Raw genomic sequence first — 19,695 nt, forward strand, 5'->3', positions numbered from 1 at the left:
GTATGCCATAACATATGCCATATCAGCTCGATTGACCGGGCATATCCCCAATCTGCTACGCCCAATCCACATTGACTATTCCAGGCAAAATACACTGATATTCAAGTCAGGTGCCATCCTGTCCTGCCATGTCCCCACTGACTTCAGGTCAATGATTCGGGTTCGGGTATCGTTTCTCGATTCGATCAAAATATCGCCACTTGGAGCGATGCAGTAGGCAATTGGAATACTCATGTCTGAGTCCCTATAAGCTCCATCAGCATGGCTTGTCCCCATGATTACACACTTCTCCGCAATCGCAATCAGCCTTGCCTCCTCGAGCCATTCCGCATACTGCTCCTCACTGAACATCCCAACACCGATAGAATGCATGACCAGATGAATCTGCCCATCAAATTCCTTACGAAAACCCTGCCGTACCAATTCGTCACACAACAAAGTACTGATTAACCAGCCAGCTTCCTCAACCGTAGTGGCAGGTGTGTATTTAGCCTTTTCAAGCACGATGTCTCCAGCCTTATTCATGATGATGGCTCGATCCTTGGGCCTCTCATCCAATCTGCGGTGTCCGGACACAATCATCGTTTCATACTTCGCAGCCAACCTTCGTGCCTCTTCCACATTCTGATTCAGATAACCCTCTGGATACAGCACAATATCCACATCAGGGTTGGATCTAAGTTCCCTTTCCAATTGGTTAAGGGATGGCTCCAGTTTCGGTTGTCCAATCAGGATTTTCATCTCATGTGTCCCCCATTCATAAATAAGAGAATAACGATCAACCTTCCAAACTTTGAAGCAACGAACGTGCTTCTTCATGATCAGGCTCCATCACAAGTACTTCTCGGGTGTAATTCAAGGCTTCGTTTTCGAGCTCCAGCTCATAACAGCACACGGCCAAATCGTATAATACTGCCGAACTGCGCTTCACTCCATCTGCTTCCAGAGCAAGTTCAAGAAAATACTTGGCGTCCTCATACATCCCCATTTCATTCAATAATTGCCCTGCTAGAAATGCAATATCCCCCATCTGGTCCATTGTGTAATAGGAGGACCACATCATCTGAATTCCATGCTGGATATCCAACATCTCTTCGTCACTTGCTTCAGGAAGGAGATCAGATATTCTCTGGGCACTATGTATCAAAAATTCGGCATCATACCTGCCCAAACGCCAAAAGGGCAACAGCTGCTTAAGTTCCATTCTGCTTAGCTGATGGTCGAACCATTCTTTTATACTGAAGAAGTCGTCTGGTCCAAAACGCTCAATCTCTCGCAGATAGGCCAGTCTTATATTTACGTAGCTTATTGGCTCTTCTACCATCAACATACATCCGATATTCAGATCTTTGTAATGATGTGATGTAAAACGAACATAAGCTCCGCGCTGCTCAAAAACATGTTGAATTGCATGATAGTTCGCAGTTAATGAAAAACTGCCATGAAGAACAAACTCTGGCGGCTCTGCAAACTTCCAATGATCCAGTCGATGATCCCCTTTATCAGCTGTAATAAGCACAAACCCGGATTGAGATAAAGTCTCCAGCCGTTCCAGGCAAGCGAGTCCCGCGGCCGGGAACAAAATATGGGAGTCTTCCAGTTCTTCCTGGTATAGTGATATGAGATCGCGATACGGAAAGTCCGGTTTACTGTACTCCGGTGCCGGACGATACGCATAACTCAGCTCCATGTTTTTCAACATTTCATTAGGCTGAAGGTTCGTGGAAACATCGGCATTCGATATCGTAACATCACATTCAAAGATCTGCCCTTCACCAACATATATCAATTCTTGGGGAATACTATCAAAGAAGTAGTTGGCAATAATCAGTATTGGCTGACCCAGCTCACCCGGGCGAATAACCGTACCCGCTTCCGTCAAATTTAATTCCGTGTCCTGCATGGCATCAAATTGCGCAAAATCAAGCAAACCCTGTTGGATCAGTGGTTGCATGGACGGATGATTCCTCCACCCCGTAACATTGTCAGCAGCAAGATCAGTCATTACATAACGAAAGGATGGCAGCGTTATTGCAGCATAGTCCCTGAGCTCGCATAGTTTGGTCACAATTTGAAAAGCCAAGCGTCCTACGCCAGCACCTAACTCCAGAATGGTTACCGTCTCTGATGTCTGTCCCTTGGCAGCCAAGTCTTGAAGGAAGCCAAAGATCATTTCCGCGTATGCAGTCGCAATCATGGGATTGCTTGTAATGTATTGCGGAACCTGATTATCCGTCCAGGCCTGCAGCCCTTGCTGCTCATAATACGCTCGCTGCCATTCCCATACCGGAGCCTCACTGAAACGGAAGCGCTGTCCATCATTTTCAATCATGTCATCTAAAACCCGCTTTCTGTCCATAAATTCATTGATTTTCATTATATCATAAGCCTGACACAACCCAAGAATTTCAGTACTCCCCCAATGATAAAAAAGCCTACCTTATCAGGCAGGCAGTGATGACCCCAAGCTTCTTCAGTCTCAGTCATCGTATAAAAGCTCTATTGAACTTCAAGCAAGCAGGTACGCGATTAGTCGGAGTACAACGCTCCATCAAAGTTCTCAGGACCTACACGAATGGTACCCAGCAAGTTCGAGCTGATAAAAGCGGTGTACGTCAGTTGCGGAAGAACTGGCGGGTTGTAATCATCCGCGGAGAACGTAATAACCTGAGGTGCCAAAACGCTCAAGTTGAACGTGGACGTTGCGGAGTAAACAATCGGATCCGTTGGAGCGGTACCGCGTACAACCGTAATCGTGATTCCGACGAGTGCCAATGGAAGCTGTATGGATACCGTCCCTTTCATCTGCACACGCGGATTCGCTCCCATGCCAGCCGTCGTTATCAAACCAATCTGTCCAAACAATTGCGGCGTATTTACCACAAGAATAGGAACAGCAATGGAGTTAGCCAAGCTGGCATTCTGCGAGGTTCTCGCATCAATAAATTGACTCATGAAATCTACCTCCTATGGTTGGAATAGGATAGTATATGCGAGATGCTAGAGATGGCATGGACAGACAAGGATACCCGAAAAAAAAAGGCACCTCATCATGTACTGCTTCCAACTGGATTAGACCCGCATTTGAAACTGTTCAGGAGGATCTTCCAGGATCGTTTTGAGCGAGGATCAGACAGCCGTCCGGCTCATCTAATTTTTACCGTGTTTAATCCCTCAATAGTATGATTAAATATGGTAATGACAGTTTAGGAGGTGACTCGAGTATGTGCGGCAGATTTACCATAACGGACCCTTTAGAGGAATTAATGGACAGGTACATGGCTTCCATAAGTGATGACTACGAATATCAACCCAATTATAATGCTGCACCCATGCAGCATATCCCAGCCATCATTGGAAGCACCCAAGGAAACCGTTTGGGTTCCCTCCGCTGGGGCCTTGTACCTACGTGGGCCAAAGATGACAAGATTGGAAATAAGATGATCAACGCACGGGCAGAGACATTGGACACGAAGCCCTCATTTAAACGCCTCATCAGCTCCAAACGCTGTATTATTCCTACGAATGGCTTTTATGAGTGGAAGAAGGAAGGGACCCATAATCAGCCTCTCCGTATTCTGCTGAAGGACGAACAGATCTTCTCGCTCGCTGGATTATACGACACTTGGGCAGATTCCGAAGGAAACAAATTGAGTACATGCACCATTATCACTACTGAACCAAACGAACTGATGGCAGACATACACAATCGGATGCCGGTTATTTTGCGTCCACAGGATGAAGAAGAATGGCTGGATCGAAACCATAACGACGTTCCTTCCCTGCTGGCGCTTCTGAAACCGTATAAGGCTTCTGAAATGAGGGCCTATAAAGTGTCCAGAGATGTGGGGAATGTCAAAAACAATTCGGAAGAACTGTTGAAGGAAGTTGACTAGCAATAGCCACCCTTTTCTATAAGTTAATCGCCACATGAAAAACAATACTTGCAAAACAGGACAGAAAAAAACCCTTGCTGCGCAAGGGTTTTAAGAGAATGGGCCCTGAGGGACTCGAACCCCCGACCAATCGGTTATGAGCCGACCGCTCTAACCAACTGAGCTAAGGGCCCTAGACATAATGTATAACGTGCAGATGATGGCTGTGAATCATCCAAGTGAAACTAAATTGCGGGGGCAGGATTTGAACCTGCGGCCTTCGGGTTATGAGCCCGACGAGCTACCGGGCTGCTCCACCCCGCGTCAGTAAAATATTAAAACAGCGACTTAATTAATATACACTATCCCACCCTAATAAGTCAAGGGGTAATGTCAGGGAATAAAACGAACGCCATATCTTCCTCTTTTTGAACGATATACTTCCACTTCTGCTGGCTCATTATGACCGTAAATCCACCCGTCCTGCTCCATGCGTTTGGCAAGACACCCTGCCTGAAATTTAGTTGCATATAGCTTGCTGAAATATACCCAGCGCATCCTTCTCTTCCTTTCCGGAGTTATAATTCATCTCTGCTGGTTGTAGAATACCCCATTTCCCAAAAAAATAGCCGCCAGAGGTTAAAAACTCCAGCGACTATTTTGTACTATGCCAGTATTAAACCCCTCTACTTCCTTGTAAAGGCTTAAAACGTGGCCTTGGGATCCTTTTTTAATTTCTCTAACATTTCATTACCTTTGGCTGCCCACTCACCAAGTGCTTCTTTTGGTGTCTTCTTGTTCTCAAGCACCTGAGTGAAGTATTCCATGCCTTTCTCGCTCACTTGCCAGAGGCTCGGCATTTTTTGGTACAGATTATCCAAATTGGTATTGGTAGGAGGCACAGGCTTCAACGTATAGAACGCCTGGATATTGTAATCCAAACCGTCCTTCGGTTTAATGAAGCTTTTGCGGGATACCATCTCGTAGCTGCTGCGTGCCTTAATCTTAGCCCAATCTTCACTGTTCATATATTTGATCAGTTCCCAGGCATCATCCGGATTTTGAGCTGAACTATTAATCGCCATCAGGCTGCTGAGATAGATATTACCTCCAATTTCAGGTGCTTCCGGATGCACCGGAGGTGTTACCACGTCCCAGTCCACCTTGGTGAAGCCTTCCATTTTATCTGCATTTTTGTTTGCGTCAATTAATTGGTTGATGTAGCTGTAATCCCCAATAACCATAGCAGCCTTGCTGCTCAGGAACAGATCACCTTGAAGCGGGTTATAACGTCCGTTCGGATCCTGATCCTGAGGTTCGTCTCCTTTAGGGATCACTTTATCGATAGCAAGCTTGCTGATGGTACTCCATACTTTCTCCCATTGCGGCGAATCTACGGTCATTTTCTCTGCTTTGTCATCAAAGATCTTCAATTGCAGAGCATTGTAATATTGCTGCATGGTGTAGTAAGGCGAACCACCTTGGTACGTAGAGAATGAAAACCCGAATTCGTGATCTTTTCCTTCACCTTTGGTCAGACGTGTTGCCAGGTTGAAAATATCATCCCACGTCATGTTATCAGTAGGTGGCTCTACGCCTGCTTTTTGGAACATTGCCTTGTTATAAAACAGCGCGGAAGAGGAGAAGGTCGGTGTCAGCGCATAGATGCTCTGATCTCCCAGATCCTTGATGCCTTCAATAACACTTGGCACAATATCGCTGGTATCGAATTTATCCTCCTGGATCAGTGGGTCCAGCTGTTTCACCATATTTTCCTGGATGAGTGATTTAATCGTAGCCGTGTCAGCCACAACGACATCCACTGGATTATCGCCAGTCATGATTTTCTTCATGTTTTCCAGGCTATCCGGCATTTCCTGCTGTTCTTCCTGAGTACCATAGCCATACATGCTGCCCTGATCTACTGCAGCCACCACTTCAATCGTTACATTCGGATGTGTCAGTTCAAATGCATCTGTAAACTGCTGACGGAAATAGCTGTCATCCTGGCTCCCCCATAATGTAGCAACACGCAATACACGCTGCTCTGTATCCTTGGCCTCACTAGCTGTACAACCCGCAATCAGCGGCAATGCCAGACTGGCTGTAGCCAGCACAGCAAGCACTCGTTTTCCCCAAAACCTGTTCTTCATCTCCCAATTCCCCCTCAATTTTATCTTGGCGGTGTAATCACAATACGCTCACCGTCAAATTCCAATGTTGCCCTGTTGTCAATGGCCAAGGCCTCCAAATACTCTTTGGGTACCTGAAGGCGTCCCGCCCGGTCAATGATGACAAAGGCTTCATGAATATCCGGTGCTCCCGATTCCGATAATCCATGTTCATCATCCAGGTTCGGATTCCGTTTCACAAACTCGGTGCTCGTCAAGCCATCACGTATCGCTACAATACGGTCCACCTTGCCGGCAAGCGTCAGATCATGGGTAACAATAACGATCGTGACGCCCAGTTCCTTGTTCATTTTGCGAAAAATGTTCATGATCGTATCACAAGTCTCGGAATCGACCGAGCCTGTTGGCTCATCGGCAAGCAGAATCTTGGGACGATTGGAGAGCGAGATGGCTATAGCCACCCGCTGCTGCTCCCCTCCGGATAATTGATGCAGCTTGTTGTGCATCCGATCCTTCAGACCAACCCATTCCAGCAGCTGCATCGCGTATGCGCGATCCCGCTTGCCGCCAAGAATCATGGGTGTTTCCACATTCTCCAGTGCCGTTAGGTAAGGCAGCAGGTTACGTCCATTGTTTTGCCAGATGAAACCTACGGTATGTCGTTTGTATTCTACTAGCTGGGCGTCTGTCATTTTCAGCAAATCCCAGTCTCCAACAACCGCAGTACCAGCCGTTGGACGGTCCAATCCCCCCAGAATGTTGAGTAATGTGGATTTACCGCTGCCGCTGTTGCCGATGATCGCCATCATTTCACCTTGATTGACAGTCAGGTTGAGACCTTGAAGGGCAACGACTTCCACATCGCTGGATTTAAAAATTTTCACGAGTCCTTCGCATTGGATCACGTTTACCTCTCCTCTCCCATTTTGACCGCTTGGTGAACCCGCAATCTGCGAATCTGCCACAGCAGCATCGTAGCTCCCACAATCAGCATGACCACAGTTACGCCGTACAGCTGCAGCATATCTTGTTGTTCAAATACAATGCGGAACGGGGGTACCTGTGCAGATACATTATCTGTCGTTTGCAGGAATGGCAGGAACAGACGACTGGATACCTGACCGATACCGATGCCGAGCAGAATGGAAAGACCTGCCGTGAAAACTTGTTCCAGGAGCAGCATTCCGCTCAGCTGTGCACGTGATAATCCCATGGCTCTTAATACACCGAACTGGACAACACGGCCTGACAGGTTAAAGAACCAATACAGGATGTACCCTATCAGGGATATGATGACCGAGACCAGGAAGCCCAGACTCAGGATCCCGAACACACCGCCACGCGACGGATGTTTGCCTTGGGATACCAATTCTGTACGTACATCGCGTACGGAAGATAGCTCAATGCCCTCTGCTGCAAGCTTCTCCATTAATGGAGCCACCTTGGCATCAGGTTCCATTTTCAACCAGACCTCATACGGAATCAGCGGCACCTGATCATAGATATAGTCCAGATTGGCCACGAAGAATGGCGTCTGGTCCGGATACTGTGCAGGCCAGTATGGGATAATGCCGAAAACCACGAATTCAATGGCCTGGCCCTGAACGCCAATAGAGATCAGATCTCCAGTTTTGAGCTTGAACTTATCCGCAAATTTGGATGAAATCAACACAGCTCCTTCATACTTGCCTAACAAGTCAAGATACTTATATGGGTGTGCCGGGAACAGGTCGTTACGGAACCACGCCACCTGAGCAAAATCCACATTATCAATCCCGACCAGCATACCCTGGCCGCCGGATTTGCCGGATACAATGATATTCCCTTTCGTCTGCAGCACTCTCGCTGCATGTTCCACACCGTCCAGTCTGCGGAATACTTCAAATGGAGGTTCGGAGTAAATGACTTTGGATGGTTGTGAGTTTCCACCGCCCCCACCTGGAGCACCTCCACCGCCATTGCCGCCTCCGCCAGCACCACCGCCGCCTGAACCTCCGCCACCGTTTCCACCACCTTGCTGACCTCCGCCTGAACCACCGTTCTGACCGGAACCGCCAGGCTTAACCTCAGGTGTTCCTTCCCATACCGTTTGCATAATGACGTCAGAACCGTATCGGTATAATGTACGCTCAGTGGAGTTCAGATCAATGGTCCGAGCTGCAGCCGAGTTGTACACACCAAGCCCGAGTGTCAAAACAAGCAGGATCATCAACGGGTAGTAAGACGATGATGACCGCGATAGCTGTGTCAGGGTCAAGTAAAGTGGAACCGGCAGGAACTTGCGCCCAATCCACTGAATGAGCTTCAGAATCCATGGGAACAACCGCAGGAAGAACAGACCCAAGGCAAAGATCGCAAGCGCAGGTACAAAGAATAGAAACGGCTGTACCTGCAGCTGATCTGTCGTCATCCCTGTCTGGAACGTCAGCATCTGACGTTCATAGAACAGGTAGTATCCATATCCCGCAAGACCCAGCAGCAGGATATCGAGGAACCAACGCTGCCATATGGGAGCACGATCTGTACGTGCCTGGCGTCGCTTGGCCGAAACAATCGTCGCTCGTGCATAGGTTATTGCCGGAATAAGTGAAGCAATAATGGCTACGAGTACGGCGACAAGGCCCAGCAGGATAGCTTCCTTGGACACACCGATTGGAATCGACTTGCGATCCACAAACGACAGGAACCCACTGGCTGATCCGATGCTTTTGGCCATAAACCAGCCAAGCATTGGACCAATCACGAGCGCGATTGCCCCCAGAAAGATACCCTCCAGCAGGTATAGGGAGAAAATCTGCCGTGCTGAAGCGCCGCGGCTTCGCAGTACCGCAATGTCACTTTCCTGCTTCTGCAGGGACTGTCTGGCATTCATTGCAATAAAATAAAAAACCATCGCAATCATCGGTGCCGCCAGTGTAAACAGCATTGTCTGCAGCTGCAGACTCTGACTGCGGAATTGCTTCAACAGATCACCAAAGGTGATATCCACCTTCGTATCCTTGAGCCGCTGGTACAGATCAATATCCAAACGTTCCAGCATGGATGTCAGACCCGGCAGCTGACTGGTTTGGATTTCCTTCAGATCAAACGCATAATACCAGCGCGAATTCTGAAGAGGAATTCCTTTTTCCTTCAGCAGTACATCATTGAACACGGACTCATCCACATACAGTCCATTCATCATGCCATCGAATCCCTGAACCCAATACGGACTATTCAGATCATCCGCCTTGAAGGAACCTGTGATTTTGACACGCAAGGTGATATCAAGCCCGCTGTACACGGGGTATTCCAGAATATCACCGATGTGCAGGTCGTTCCGGTACATGCCTTCCTCCAGCATAACCGCTTCAATAATGTCGTCCTTCACTTGATTGCCTGGCTTCACGCCGGCAGTATAATTCACCTCTGCATCCAGCCCGCTCATCGTTCCGAGCGTCATGCTCCGTACCCGGCTGGCATCCACCTTGGTGGGATCCTCCGGATTCACCTCGGTGCTCCGAATGGATCTGGAATTTACATACGTATGAAATGGAAAACCAATATCGCGAGGCACATCCTCCCGAATATAGCGATCCACTTCTTCTAATCCGCGCGTGTCTGTCTTAACCCCGCCTGGAGCCTGATAACTCATAAGCAACGAACCTGCAGGCAGCCCCTCACTGTTATCCTGCAGGGTCTGTGCCACCACCCGTTTCAGTGCACCGTCGGCATACATCGGTATACTGACAGTGAATGCTACCGCCACAATCAGTCCGATCAGTGTACTGAATGTCATCCAGCGGGTGTTCCACATTTTCCGGAACAACAGTCTGAGCAATGGCAGCCCCATTAGCGGCCCACCACTTTCTGTCCAACCGTCAGACCCTTCAGAATTTCAACATCCGTGGATGTCTGCTGCCCCACTTCAACGTCCACTTCGCGCTTGCTGCCATCACTTTCAACGACCTGCACGTATGTTCTTGAACCGATGGAGCGCAGCGCCGATACAGGAATGACTATGGCATCCTCCGTACGCTGGGTCACAATGGATACTGTCAGAGGGGTTCCGCGTTCCACACCCTTGGGCATTTTCGTCAGGGAGACGATAACATACTGGTCGAGGGTTTCTTTGACTGGCGGGGTGCCACCTTCGCCTGAACCTCCACCGTTTCCACTTCCACTTCCAGCAGCCTCAGCAACAGGCATCACTTTAACTCTGCCGGATACCTTACCCGCTCCATTGATGTCAACATCCGCCTTCATGCCAGCCGAGAATTTCTCCAGATCTTCCTTGGCAAATGTAGCTGCGACAACCAGATTTGACGTATCCGCGATCGTTGCAATCGGATCATAGGCTTTGACTGCTGCACCTTTCTCCACCTGAACCGCAATAATCGTTCCTCCGAACGGAGCGGTCAGCGTTGCTTTACCTAACTGCTCCTCCAGATCAGCCAGCTCCTGGCGCAGTTCTTCAAATGCAATGGTTGCCTCTTCGAACTCCACCGGATCCATCTCATCTCGTTTACGAAGCGTTTCCTTCATTTGTACTTCCGATTTGCGAATCTGCAGCTTTTTGGCCCGAATTTCCTTCTCAACACTCTCCACGTCGAGCTCTGCGAGGAGCTGGCCTTTCTTCACTTTATCCCCCGGTTTCACGTTCAGTTCCTTGATGTGCATACCGTCCAGCGTGAAATACACCTTCTCTTCCCGCTGACTCATCATTTTACCGCTGCCGCTAACCTTTTTTTCCAACGTTTCTGTCCGGACTTCATATTCCGGCTTTTTGGAAATCGTAGGCGGCGTGATTGGTGGAAGCACTTCTTCCTCTGTTTCTGCCGGCAGCAAAGAGCAGCCTGACATCGTTGCAGCCATGATTGCACCAATTACAATCAGCGCTGCACGTTTCCCCCTTTTCGGAGCGGCCTCTTTACTTGATAAATCTGCCGTCCGCCATTTCATAAACATGGTCCGCAACCTCCAAAATCGTAGGATCGTGTGTAGTCATACATATGGTTACTTGTTCTACTTCAATAATATTGCGAAATACGGACATAACCTGTGCTCCCATCTTGGAATCCAGCTCAGCTGTCGGCTCATCCGCAAGCAGCAATCTGGGTCTATGCGCAATGGCCTTGGCGATCGCGACCCGCTGCTGCTCCCCCCCGGACATCTCGAACGGCCGGTGCTTCACCCGTTTGGACAGTCCGACCAGATCCAGACAATGGCCAACCCGATCCTTCCATTCCGAGCGAGGCACATCTGCCATTCGCAATGACAGCTCAACATTTTCCCATGCTGACAGCAAGGGCATCAGTGCATAGGCCTGAAAAATAAAACCGATTTCCTTACGCCGCAGAGAGGTCCGCTTCCGGTCACCCCAATCCTGCAAAGGCTGTCCGGAAAATAATATGTCCCCACTGGAAGGCTGATCCAGTCCGCCCAGCATATTGAGCAGTGTCGTTTTGCCCGAGCCTGATCGTCCTTTCAGCATAACCAGCTGCTGCGGGTTGACTTCCATGTCGATGCCCTTAAGTACATGGATAATCCGGCTGCCTGTCTGAAAGCTCCGATGTACATTACGAACTTCCAGCACAGGTCCGTCGTACGGAGGCAGCAAACTGGCTTTTGCCTTGGGCTGGGACTTCGCTTCAGGTTCGGCAGCGGCAAAGGCTACCTCATCCTGGTTCATTCCATCACTTATGGATTGCGAGTCGATGGAAGGACTATCGGGGTCACTTATGTATGCCGAGGCTTCCTGCCCGGCGGTGTTCTGCTGCTCCGTGTGCCCTTTTGCATGCTTCTCGCCTGACTGGCTTTTGGCAGATTTCATCCTGGAAAATAATTTCTTCATGCCAGCAATCACGCTCATCCTTTCTTAACATCCCAATCATTTCATTAAGGGTACTAAAATTAGAAATCTATTCCATACTACACTGCATTATAAACGACCGATCCCAACTAAAAGTTACAAGCTTTTTACAACGTAGCCGGGAAAAAGTTAATATTTTGATGAACAAACGAAAAAAGCACCCCTGAGTGCGGGATGCTACTTGCCAATACTATGAATTTGCCTCTATAGCGCCAATCATTACAATTTTGATACTGTTCATAATTCGAACAGCACAAGATGCACAGATGATATTATTTACCAAATGAAGAAGGATCTTCACGCCAGGATTTGAGCAGCTCGAAATCACTCTCCTGGATGGTCCCCTGAGCCAAAGCCACGTCCATTAGGGCCGTATAGTTGGAAAGGGTTTGCAGCTGAATGCCGGCTTCTTCAAATGCTTTTACCCCTTTATCCAGCTGATAGCTGAAAATCGCCAGCACGGCGAGAGGTGTTGCCCCTGCTGCACGCACTGCTTCTGCTGCTTTGATTGAACTACCTCCGGTAGAAATCAGGTCCTCGATTACAACTACCTTTTGGCCTTCGGTAATGATTCCTTCAATCAGGTTTTCCTTACCATGTCCTTTCGCTTTGTCACGAATGTAGGCCATTGGCAGATTCAGCTTCTGAGCTACCCATGCTGCATGCGGAATACCTGCGGTTGCTGTACCTGCAATGACTTCTGCATCCGGGTACTGTTCACGAATAATGGCAGCGAAGGCTTCGGCAATGTCATTGCGGATCTCTGGATAGGACATCGTCAGACGGTTGTCACAATAGATCGGGGACTTGATCCCCGACGTCCAGGTAAAAGGCTGCTGCGGGCGCAGTGCCACGGCGTTAATCTTCAGAAGTTGGGAAGCAATATGGTTAGGAATCTCATTCAGTGCGATCATGCGTTCAACATCTCCTTCAAAATGGTTTCTGCTGCTTCACGTGGATTGGGCGCGCCTGTAATCGGTCTACCTACAACAATGTAATGGCTGCCTCTGGCGATGGCTTCCCCTGGCGTGAGGACACGTGTCTGGTCACCAAGACCACTGCCTGCCGGCCGAATTCCCGGGGTAACGGTGTGAAAATCACTGCCGCATGCTGCCCGGATTGCCGGCACCTCAAGTGGAGAAGCCACAACGCCATCCAGGCCTGCTTCATGAGCCAGTCCAGCATAACGAACCACTGCCGCTTCCACACTTCCCTCAATGCCAATTTCGCTGTTCATTGTTTCCTGACTTGTACTGGTAAGCTGGGTAACTGCGATGATTTCCGGCCTTCTCAGAGAAGAATCTGCAGCCAGCGCTGCTTCCGCTCCTTCGCGTGCAGCACGCATCATGCTTGTACCGCCTGCTGCATGTACGTTGAACATGTCTACACCAAGGCGGGTGATACTCTCGGCACCACCACGAACGGTATTGGGGATATCGTGCATCTTCACATCGAGAAACACCGAGTACCCTTTCGCTTTCAGCTCCCGGATAAAGTCCGGACCTGCTGCGTAGAACAGCTGCATTCCTACCTTCAAATAACATGGAATGCCTTCAAGTGCCTGTACCAGTACTTGCGCTTGTTCCGCATCAGGATAATCGAGTGCGACCATTAAACGGCCAGCCATTTCGTTGAAATTAGGGTGATTCATCCAGTCCGCTCCTTCCACATGCTTGTTTTTCCGTTTTTTGCCCGATATAAAGGACATCCCGTCAGCCCAAGGGCTGACTGATGTCCTTCATCAGAAATTACTTATTCAACAAAGGCCGGCATGGCTTCGGAGGAGAAATTGATCGTTTCCAGCATTCTCAGCAGGGCACGAATCGTATCCAGTGAAGTCATACATACAATGCCATTCTCTACCGCTTCACGACGAATCCGGAACCCGTCACGCTGCGGCGTTTTACCTTTGGTCAGTGTGTTGAAAACGAAGTTCGCTTCCCCGCTGCGGATCATATCAAGGATATTTGGCGAACCTTCGCTCAGTTTTTTCACCGTCGTTACCGGAATGTTTGCCGCCTCAAGCGCAGCTGCCGTACCTCCGGTAGCCATGATTTTGTAACCAAGTCGGTAGAATCCTTCAAGCAATGGTACCGCTTCGTCCTTGTCTTTATCGGCAACAGTAACCACGATCGCTCCGGTAGCCGGAATTTTCATGCCTGCTCCGATGAGACCTTTGAACAATGCTTTGGCGTAATTCGGGTCACGTCCCATAACTTCGCCTGTGGATTTCATCTCTGGTCCAAGGGTCGGCTCTACACGGCGCAGCTTCGCGAAGGAGAATACCGGTACCTTAACCGAAACATGATCCGACTCAGGCCACAGACCGTCCACATAACCCAGGTCTTTCAGCTTCACACCCAAGATGGCCTGTGTTGCCAGATTCGCCATTGGAATGTTCGTTACTTTGCTCAGGAAAGGTACTGTACGGGATGAACGCGGGTTCACCTCGATGACATACACTTGGCCATCATGGATAACGAACTGGATGTTGACGAGACCAATCGTTTTGAGTTCTTTTGCAATTTTGATTGTGATTTCGACAATTTTTTCTTTCAAATCCTGGGACAGGTGCTGTGGCGGATATACCGCGATGGAATCACCAGAGTGCACCCCTGCGCGTTCGATATGCTCCATGATGCCAGGAACCAGTACCGTTTCACCATCACAGATGGCGTCTACCTCAACCTCTTTACCCAGCATGTAACGGTCGATCAGTACCGGGTGCTCCGGATTGATTTTAACCGCCTGTTCCATATATGTCAGCAATTCCGCATCGGAGTAGACAATCTCCATGGCGCGACCGCCGAGTACATAGGAAGGACGAACCAGTACAGGGTAACCCAGGCTTTGTGCCGTCTCTACCGCATCATCTACGGATATGACTGTTTTGCCTTTCGGCTGTGCTATTTCCAAACGAGACAGAAGGCGTTCGAATTTCTTCCGATCCTCTGCCTCATCGATGCTCTCCAGATCCGTTCCGAGTATCGTTACACCTGCATTACGCAGTGGTGCTGCCAAGTTGATGGCTGTTTGACCACCGAACTGTACGATAACCCCTACCGGCTGCTCCTGCTCAATCACGTTCATGACATCTTCGAAGAACAGAGGCTCGAAGTACAGACGATCGGATGTATTGAAGTCCGTGGATACTGTTTCAGGGTTATTGTTAATAATAACCGCTTCGTAGCCTGCCTTTTGCAAGGCCCATACTGCGTGTACTGTTGAGTAGTCGAACTCAATCCCTTGACCGATCCGGATTGGACCCGAACCCAGCACTACGACTTTTTTCTTGTCCGAAGGGATAACTTCATTCTCCGTTTCGTACGTCGAGTAGTAGTATGGTGTTGTCGCTTCAAACTCTGCTGCACATGTATCAACCATTTTGTATACCGGACGAAGGTTTTCCTGCTCGCGACGAGCTCTAACCTCTGCTTCCGTTGTCAGCGTGCTTCCAGGTTGACCTTGAGCGCGCAGCTCAGCAATCGCACGGTCAGTGAATCCAAGGCGCTTCGCTTGATACAGCGTTTCGGATGACAGTTCGGATTCCTCACGGATACGATCTTCGAAGCCGACCAGACCTTCAATTTTGTCCAGGAACCACCAGTCAATCTTCGTCAGATCCTGCAGTTGTTGTAATGAATAGCCTCTGCGGAATGCTTCAGCCACCAGGAACATGCGCTCATCATCGGCTTTGATTAGACGTTCGTTGAGCGTAGCTTCGTCCAATGTTTCTGCCTCTTTCAAGTATAGACGGTGAACACCGATCTCCAGAGAGCGAACTGCTTTGTGAATCGACTCTTCAAAGGTACGGCCGATAGCCATAACCTCGCCTGTTGCTTTCATCTGTGTACCCAGCTTGCGGTTCGCGGAAGTAAACTTGTCGAACGGCCAGCGAGGGATTTTGCTCACGATATAATCCAATGTTGGCTCAAAGCAAGCATAGGTTTGGCCTGTTACCGGGTTGACAATCTCATCAAGCGTATAACCCATGGCGATTTTGGCAGCCATTTTTGCAATCGGATAACCGGTTGCTTTGGAAGCTAGTGCCGAGGAGCGGCTTACCCGCGGATTCACTTCGATAACATAGTACTGGAAGCTGTGTGGATCCAGGGCGAACTGTACGTTACATCCACCTTCAATGTTAAGGGCACGAATGATTTTCAGGGATGCTGAACGCAGCATTTGATATTCACGGTCAGACAGCGTCTGGCTCGGTGCCACAACGATACTGTCACCAGTGTGAACGCCGACCGGATCGAAGTTTTCCATGTTGCAGACTACGATACAGTTATCGTTCTTGTCACGCATGACTTCGTATTCAACTTCTTTCATACCTGCAATACTCTTCTCGACCAGACATTGCCCAATCGGGCTGTAACGAAGTCCTGCTGCGACGGTCTCGCGCAGCTCTTCTTCGTTTGCACAGATCCCGCCGCCTGTTCCGCCAAGCGTATAAGCTGGACGTACGATAATCGGATACCCAATCTCTCCTGCAAACTCAAGGGATTCCTCAAGTGTCGTTACGATAACACTTTCTGGTACAGGCTGTTCCAGTTCACGCATCAGATCACGGAACAAGTCACGGTCTTCCGCTTTCTCAATGGATGTCAGCTGTGTTCCGAGCAACTTCACATTTTCACGTTCCAGGACACCGGCACGAGCCAGTTCCACAGCCATGTTCAAACCCGTTTGACCGCCAAGCGTAGGCAGCAATCCGTCTGGGCGTTCCTGACGAATGATCTGAGTTACAAAGTCCAAAGTAATCGGCTCGATGTAGACTTTGTCCGCCATATTGGTATCGGTCATGATCGTTGCCGGGTTGCTGTTAATGAGTACAACTTCCACGCCTTCTTCTTTCAGTGCCTGGCAAGCCTGTGTACCGGCATAGTCGAACTCGGCCGCTTGACCGATGACGATTGGACCGGAACCAATCACCAGGATTTTTTTGAGGTCTTTGTTAATCGGCATGTTATTGCGCTCCTTTCACTGCGGCTGCCAATACGGCTTGACGCGGCTTTTGCGGGTTAGTGATTTTGTGCTCACGAATCATTTCGATGAAACGGTCGAACAGATAGCTGTTATCATAAGGACCTGGCGCTGCTTCCGGGTGATATTGTACCGAAAACGCAGGGAATGTTTTATGTTTCAGACCTTCAATGGTCTTGTCATTGTTATTGATGTGTGTAACTTCCAATTCAGTGTTTTTCACTGACTCTTCGTTAACCGTGTAACCGTGATTCTGGGATGTGATGAAGCAGCGTCCGCTCTCCAGTTCTTTGACTGGGTGATTACCACCGCGGTGTCCGAACTTGAGCTTCTCCGTATCCGCGCCTGCTGCCAGTGCAAAGAGTTGATGACCGAGGCAGATACCAAAGATCGGATACTCGCCAAGCAGTTCACTGATCATTTTAACGGCATGTGGTACATCTTTTGGATCCCCAGGACCGTTGGACAGCTGAATACCATCCGGGTTAAGACGACGAATCTCTTCTGCAGTTACATCATGCGGCACGACAACAACGTCGCAGTTGCGCTTGCTCAGTTCACGCAGAATTCCTGTTTTTGCACCATAGTCTACAAGGACGATACGCTCAGCCGTTCCCGGGCTGTTGTACACATGCTGCGTGGACGTCAGAGGTACCTGGTTGCGCAGCTCGGCGATGCTCGTGTCTCCCATCATCTCCAGCAGCTCTTCCACAGGCTTCGATCCTGTTGTGAGAATTCCCTTCATGGTGCCGTGATGACGAATCCGGCGAGTCAACATGCGTGTATCAATTTCGCTGATGCCGACGATGCCATACTCTTTCAGCAGATCATCCAGGCTGTATTCAGCGCGCCAGTTGCTCGGTACTGTCTCATGACGGCGAACTACGAAACCATGCACGAATGGACGGATGGACTCGAAGTCGTCACGCGTAATGCCGTAGTTACCGATCAGCGGATACGTCATGGTTACGATTTGACCGCAATAAGAAGGATCCGAAAGCACCTCTTGGTAGCCTGTAATTCCCGTATTAAAAACGACTTCACCCGTTGTTTCACCTTCAGCACCGAACGCTTTTCCGGTGAACAGTGTGCCGTCTTCCAACAATAATCTTGCCTGTGCCTGCATCCCATTTCACTCCTCTGTGTTTATCAACGTTGAATGCCTCCTGAGTTGAACATGGAGTTACGTTCGTGCGGCTCCGCGGACAGAAAACCTTTCAATCGCTGTTACCCCCGGATTACTTTTTGATCCATTTTCAAATGGGGTAATCCGGGGATAAAGGCGAACACTTCGTTTCTTCAGGTCTTTTCTATCCACTCCGCAGTTACGCTGGCCTCCAAATTCAAAAGCATGACATCAACTTTGCTTGTTTCGTATGTTTACACTCTCGGCATGATCGGCCTCAAGTTTTGTTAAATAAAGAGCTAATGATCCATCTGTTTACCGAATTACTGTTGTACCGTGTTATTCCACACGCTTTTGCCATCCACCCAAGTCTGTACCGGCCAGCCTTTCAGCTTCCATCCTGTAAATGGTGTGTTTCTTCCTTTGGTAGCAAACGTCGCAGGGTCAACTGCCTGTTCCTGATTCAAATCAATCATGGTCAAGTCCGCAGGTGCTCCCTCTTCCATCCTGCCTGTATCCAGTCGGAATACCCGTGCCGGATCGGCAGTCATGCGTTTAACCAGGAAGTCCAGGCTCCAAAGTCCTGTTTCTACAAACTTGGTGTACAGCAGCGGGAAAGCAGTTTCGAATCCAACGATTCCGAATGGCGCCAGTTCCATGCCTTTGGCTTTCTCCTCTTCACTATGCGGCGCATGATCAGTTACGATCATGTCCAGCGTTCCGTCCAGCAAGCCTTCAATGCAAGCCTGCACATCACGCGGTGAGCGAAGTGGCGGGTTCATTTTCCAGTTGGCATCCATGCCCGGGATGTCCTCATCGGACAGAACCAGATGATGCGGACACACCTCAGCCGTAACCTTGATGCCGATCGATTTGGCCAGACGAATCAGGCGAACCGATTGTTCCGTGCTTACGTGGCAGACATGGTAGTGCACCCCTGTTGCTTCGGCAAGAAGGATATCGCGACCAACGTGAATCGCTTCGGATTCATTCGGAATGCCTTTGATGCCATGGCGCTTGGAGAATTCTCCTTCAGTCACGTATCCACCTACAACCAGAGAGTCGTCTTCACAGTGAGCGATGACTGGCATATCCATGCTTGCCGCGAGGCTCATGGCGTCTTTCATCATCTGCGCATTCTGCACGCCTACGCCGTCATCCGTGAATCCGATGGCGCCTGCTTCTTTCAAAGCCGCAAAATCGGTCAGTTCGCGACCAAGCTCGTTTTTGGTAATGGCCGCATACGGCAGAACTTTTACCAAATCAGCTTCCTTGGCTTTATTCAGAACCAAACTTACTACATCCGGACTATCTGTTACGGGTCTTGTGTTTGGCATGCAGGCGATTGTTGTAAAACCACCTTGGGCCGCTGACCTGGCACCTGTCTCGATGGTCTCTTTGTGTTCGAAACCAGGTTCACGCAAATGCACGTGCATGTCGATCAAGCCCGGAATTACCAATTTGCCTGAAGCATCCGTAACGCTGTGCGCAGATTGTTCTGCTTGCAGGACCGCTTCGTCTTCCACACCGACGATCTTTTGGATCTTGCCTTCATTTATAATGATCGTTTTCCGTTCGAGTTCCCCTTGAGCATTCAAAACATTCGCATTTTTAATAATCTGTAGCATAATTGCCCTCCGCTTCGGTTCTCACCCGGATTCCCAGAGGAACCGAATGATTTGGATTTATCGTATACTTTACCGTTCTAAAGAAGATCCGCCC

General features: G+C 49.3%; 15 protein-coding genes and 2 tRNA genes. 1 reads left to right on the forward strand and 16 read right to left on the reverse strand.

Annotated elements, in window-relative coordinates; genetic code table 11:
* Window positions 1-75: 75 nt before the first annotated feature.
* The 3 genes from MHB82_RS21315 to MHB82_RS21325 all read right to left on the reverse strand — a co-directional run bounded on the left by MHB82_RS21315 (window position 76) and on the right by MHB82_RS21325 (window position 2,955).
* Window positions 76-741, reverse strand: coding sequence for a hypothetical protein (locus tag MHB82_RS21315; protein ID WP_341175766.1), 666 nt, complete (start codon window positions 739-741; stop codon window positions 76-78).
* A gap of 37 nt (window positions 742-778) precedes the next feature.
* The gene (locus MHB82_RS21320) at window positions 779-2,332 is read right to left on the reverse strand and encodes a tetratricopeptide repeat protein (protein WP_341175767.1); all 1,554 of its coding nucleotides are present in this window, start codon (window positions 2,330-2,332) and stop codon (window positions 779-781) included.
* Between the two features lie 197 nt (window positions 2,333-2,529).
* Window positions 2,530-2,955 (reverse strand): hypothetical protein, encoded by a 426-nt coding sequence (locus MHB82_RS21325; protein WP_095359427.1) that lies wholly within the window; start codon window positions 2,953-2,955, stop codon window positions 2,530-2,532.
* A 269-nt stretch (window positions 2,956-3,224) separates the two neighbouring features.
* On the opposite strand from MHB82_RS21325, the gene MHB82_RS21330 reads away from it, so the two are divergent.
* Window positions 3,225-3,896: an SOS response-associated peptidase gene (locus MHB82_RS21330; RefSeq protein ID WP_110821226.1), complete on the forward strand. Its 672-nt coding sequence runs from the start codon at window positions 3,225-3,227 to the stop codon at window positions 3,894-3,896.
* Between the two features lie 99 nt (window positions 3,897-3,995).
* Here MHB82_RS21330 and MHB82_RS21335 read toward each other — a convergent pair.
* From MHB82_RS21335 to MHB82_RS21395, 13 genes are all read right to left on the reverse strand, one after another.
* Window positions 3,996-4,069, reverse strand: a tRNA-Ile gene (locus tag MHB82_RS21335).
* Window positions 4,070-4,125: 56 nt separating this feature from the next.
* Window positions 4,126-4,199: transfer RNA gene (locus MHB82_RS21340), tRNA-Met, on the reverse strand.
* A 69-nt stretch (window positions 4,200-4,268) separates the two neighbouring features.
* Entirely contained in the window at window positions 4,269-4,433 is a 165-nt protein-coding gene (locus MHB82_RS21345; RefSeq protein WP_164764226.1) for a hypothetical protein, read from the reverse strand.
* A 146-nt stretch (window positions 4,434-4,579) separates the two neighbouring features.
* Window positions 4,580-6,028, reverse strand: coding sequence for an ABC transporter substrate-binding protein (locus tag MHB82_RS21350; RefSeq protein ID WP_095359429.1), 1,449 nt, complete (start codon window positions 6,026-6,028; stop codon window positions 4,580-4,582).
* 20 nt (window positions 6,029-6,048) lie between these two features.
* Window positions 6,049-6,912 (reverse strand): ABC transporter ATP-binding protein, encoded by an 864-nt coding sequence (locus tag MHB82_RS21355; protein WP_095359430.1) that lies wholly within the window; start codon window positions 6,910-6,912, stop codon window positions 6,049-6,051.
* Between the two features lie 2 nt (window positions 6,913-6,914).
* Window positions 6,915-9,839, reverse strand: coding sequence for an ABC transporter permease (locus MHB82_RS21360; RefSeq protein ID WP_341175768.1), 2,925 nt, complete (start codon window positions 9,837-9,839; stop codon window positions 6,915-6,917).
* Entirely contained in the window at window positions 9,839-10,954 is a 1,116-nt protein-coding gene (locus MHB82_RS21365) for an efflux RND transporter periplasmic adaptor subunit (RefSeq protein WP_337032832.1), read from the reverse strand. Before MHB82_RS21365 ends, MHB82_RS21360 begins: the two co-directional genes overlap by 1 nt.
* Complete coding sequence (locus tag MHB82_RS21370; protein ID WP_341175769.1) at window positions 10,917-11,858, reverse strand: ABC transporter ATP-binding protein; 942 nt, start codon at window positions 11,856-11,858, stop codon at window positions 10,917-10,919. Before MHB82_RS21370 ends, MHB82_RS21365 begins: the two co-directional genes overlap by 38 nt.
* A gap of 272 nt (window positions 11,859-12,130) precedes the next feature.
* On the reverse strand, window positions 12,131-12,772 hold the full coding sequence (pyrE, locus tag MHB82_RS21375; RefSeq protein ID WP_110821230.1) for an orotate phosphoribosyltransferase: 642 nt from the start codon (window positions 12,770-12,772) through the stop codon (window positions 12,131-12,133).
* Window positions 12,769-13,509: an orotidine-5'-phosphate decarboxylase gene (pyrF, locus tag MHB82_RS21380; RefSeq protein ID WP_341175770.1), complete on the reverse strand. Its 741-nt coding sequence runs from the start codon at window positions 13,507-13,509 to the stop codon at window positions 12,769-12,771. Before pyrF ends, pyrE begins: the two co-directional genes overlap by 4 nt.
* Window positions 13,510-13,610: 101 nt before the next feature.
* Window positions 13,611-16,829 carry a carbamoyl-phosphate synthase large subunit gene (gene carB / locus MHB82_RS21385; RefSeq protein ID WP_341175771.1) on the reverse strand — a complete coding sequence of 1,073 codons (3,219 nt, stop codon included), beginning with the start codon at window positions 16,827-16,829 and terminating at the stop codon, window positions 13,611-13,613.
* A gap of 1 nt (window position 16,830) precedes the next feature.
* The gene (gene carA, locus MHB82_RS21390) at window positions 16,831-17,973 is read right to left on the reverse strand and encodes a glutamine-hydrolyzing carbamoyl-phosphate synthase small subunit (RefSeq protein ID WP_095359436.1); all 1,143 of its coding nucleotides are present in this window, start codon (window positions 17,971-17,973) and stop codon (window positions 16,831-16,833) included.
* A 323-nt stretch (window positions 17,974-18,296) separates the two neighbouring features.
* Window positions 18,297-19,601: a dihydroorotase gene (locus tag MHB82_RS21395; protein ID WP_341175772.1), complete on the reverse strand. Its 1,305-nt coding sequence runs from the start codon at window positions 19,599-19,601 to the stop codon at window positions 18,297-18,299.
* Window positions 19,602-19,695 lie beyond the last annotated feature (94 nt).

It is taken from the genome of Paenibacillus sp. FSL K6-2862, assembly GCF_038005125.1.
Classification (GTDB): Bacteria; Bacillota; Bacilli; order Paenibacillales; family Paenibacillaceae; genus Paenibacillus; species Paenibacillus illinoisensis_A.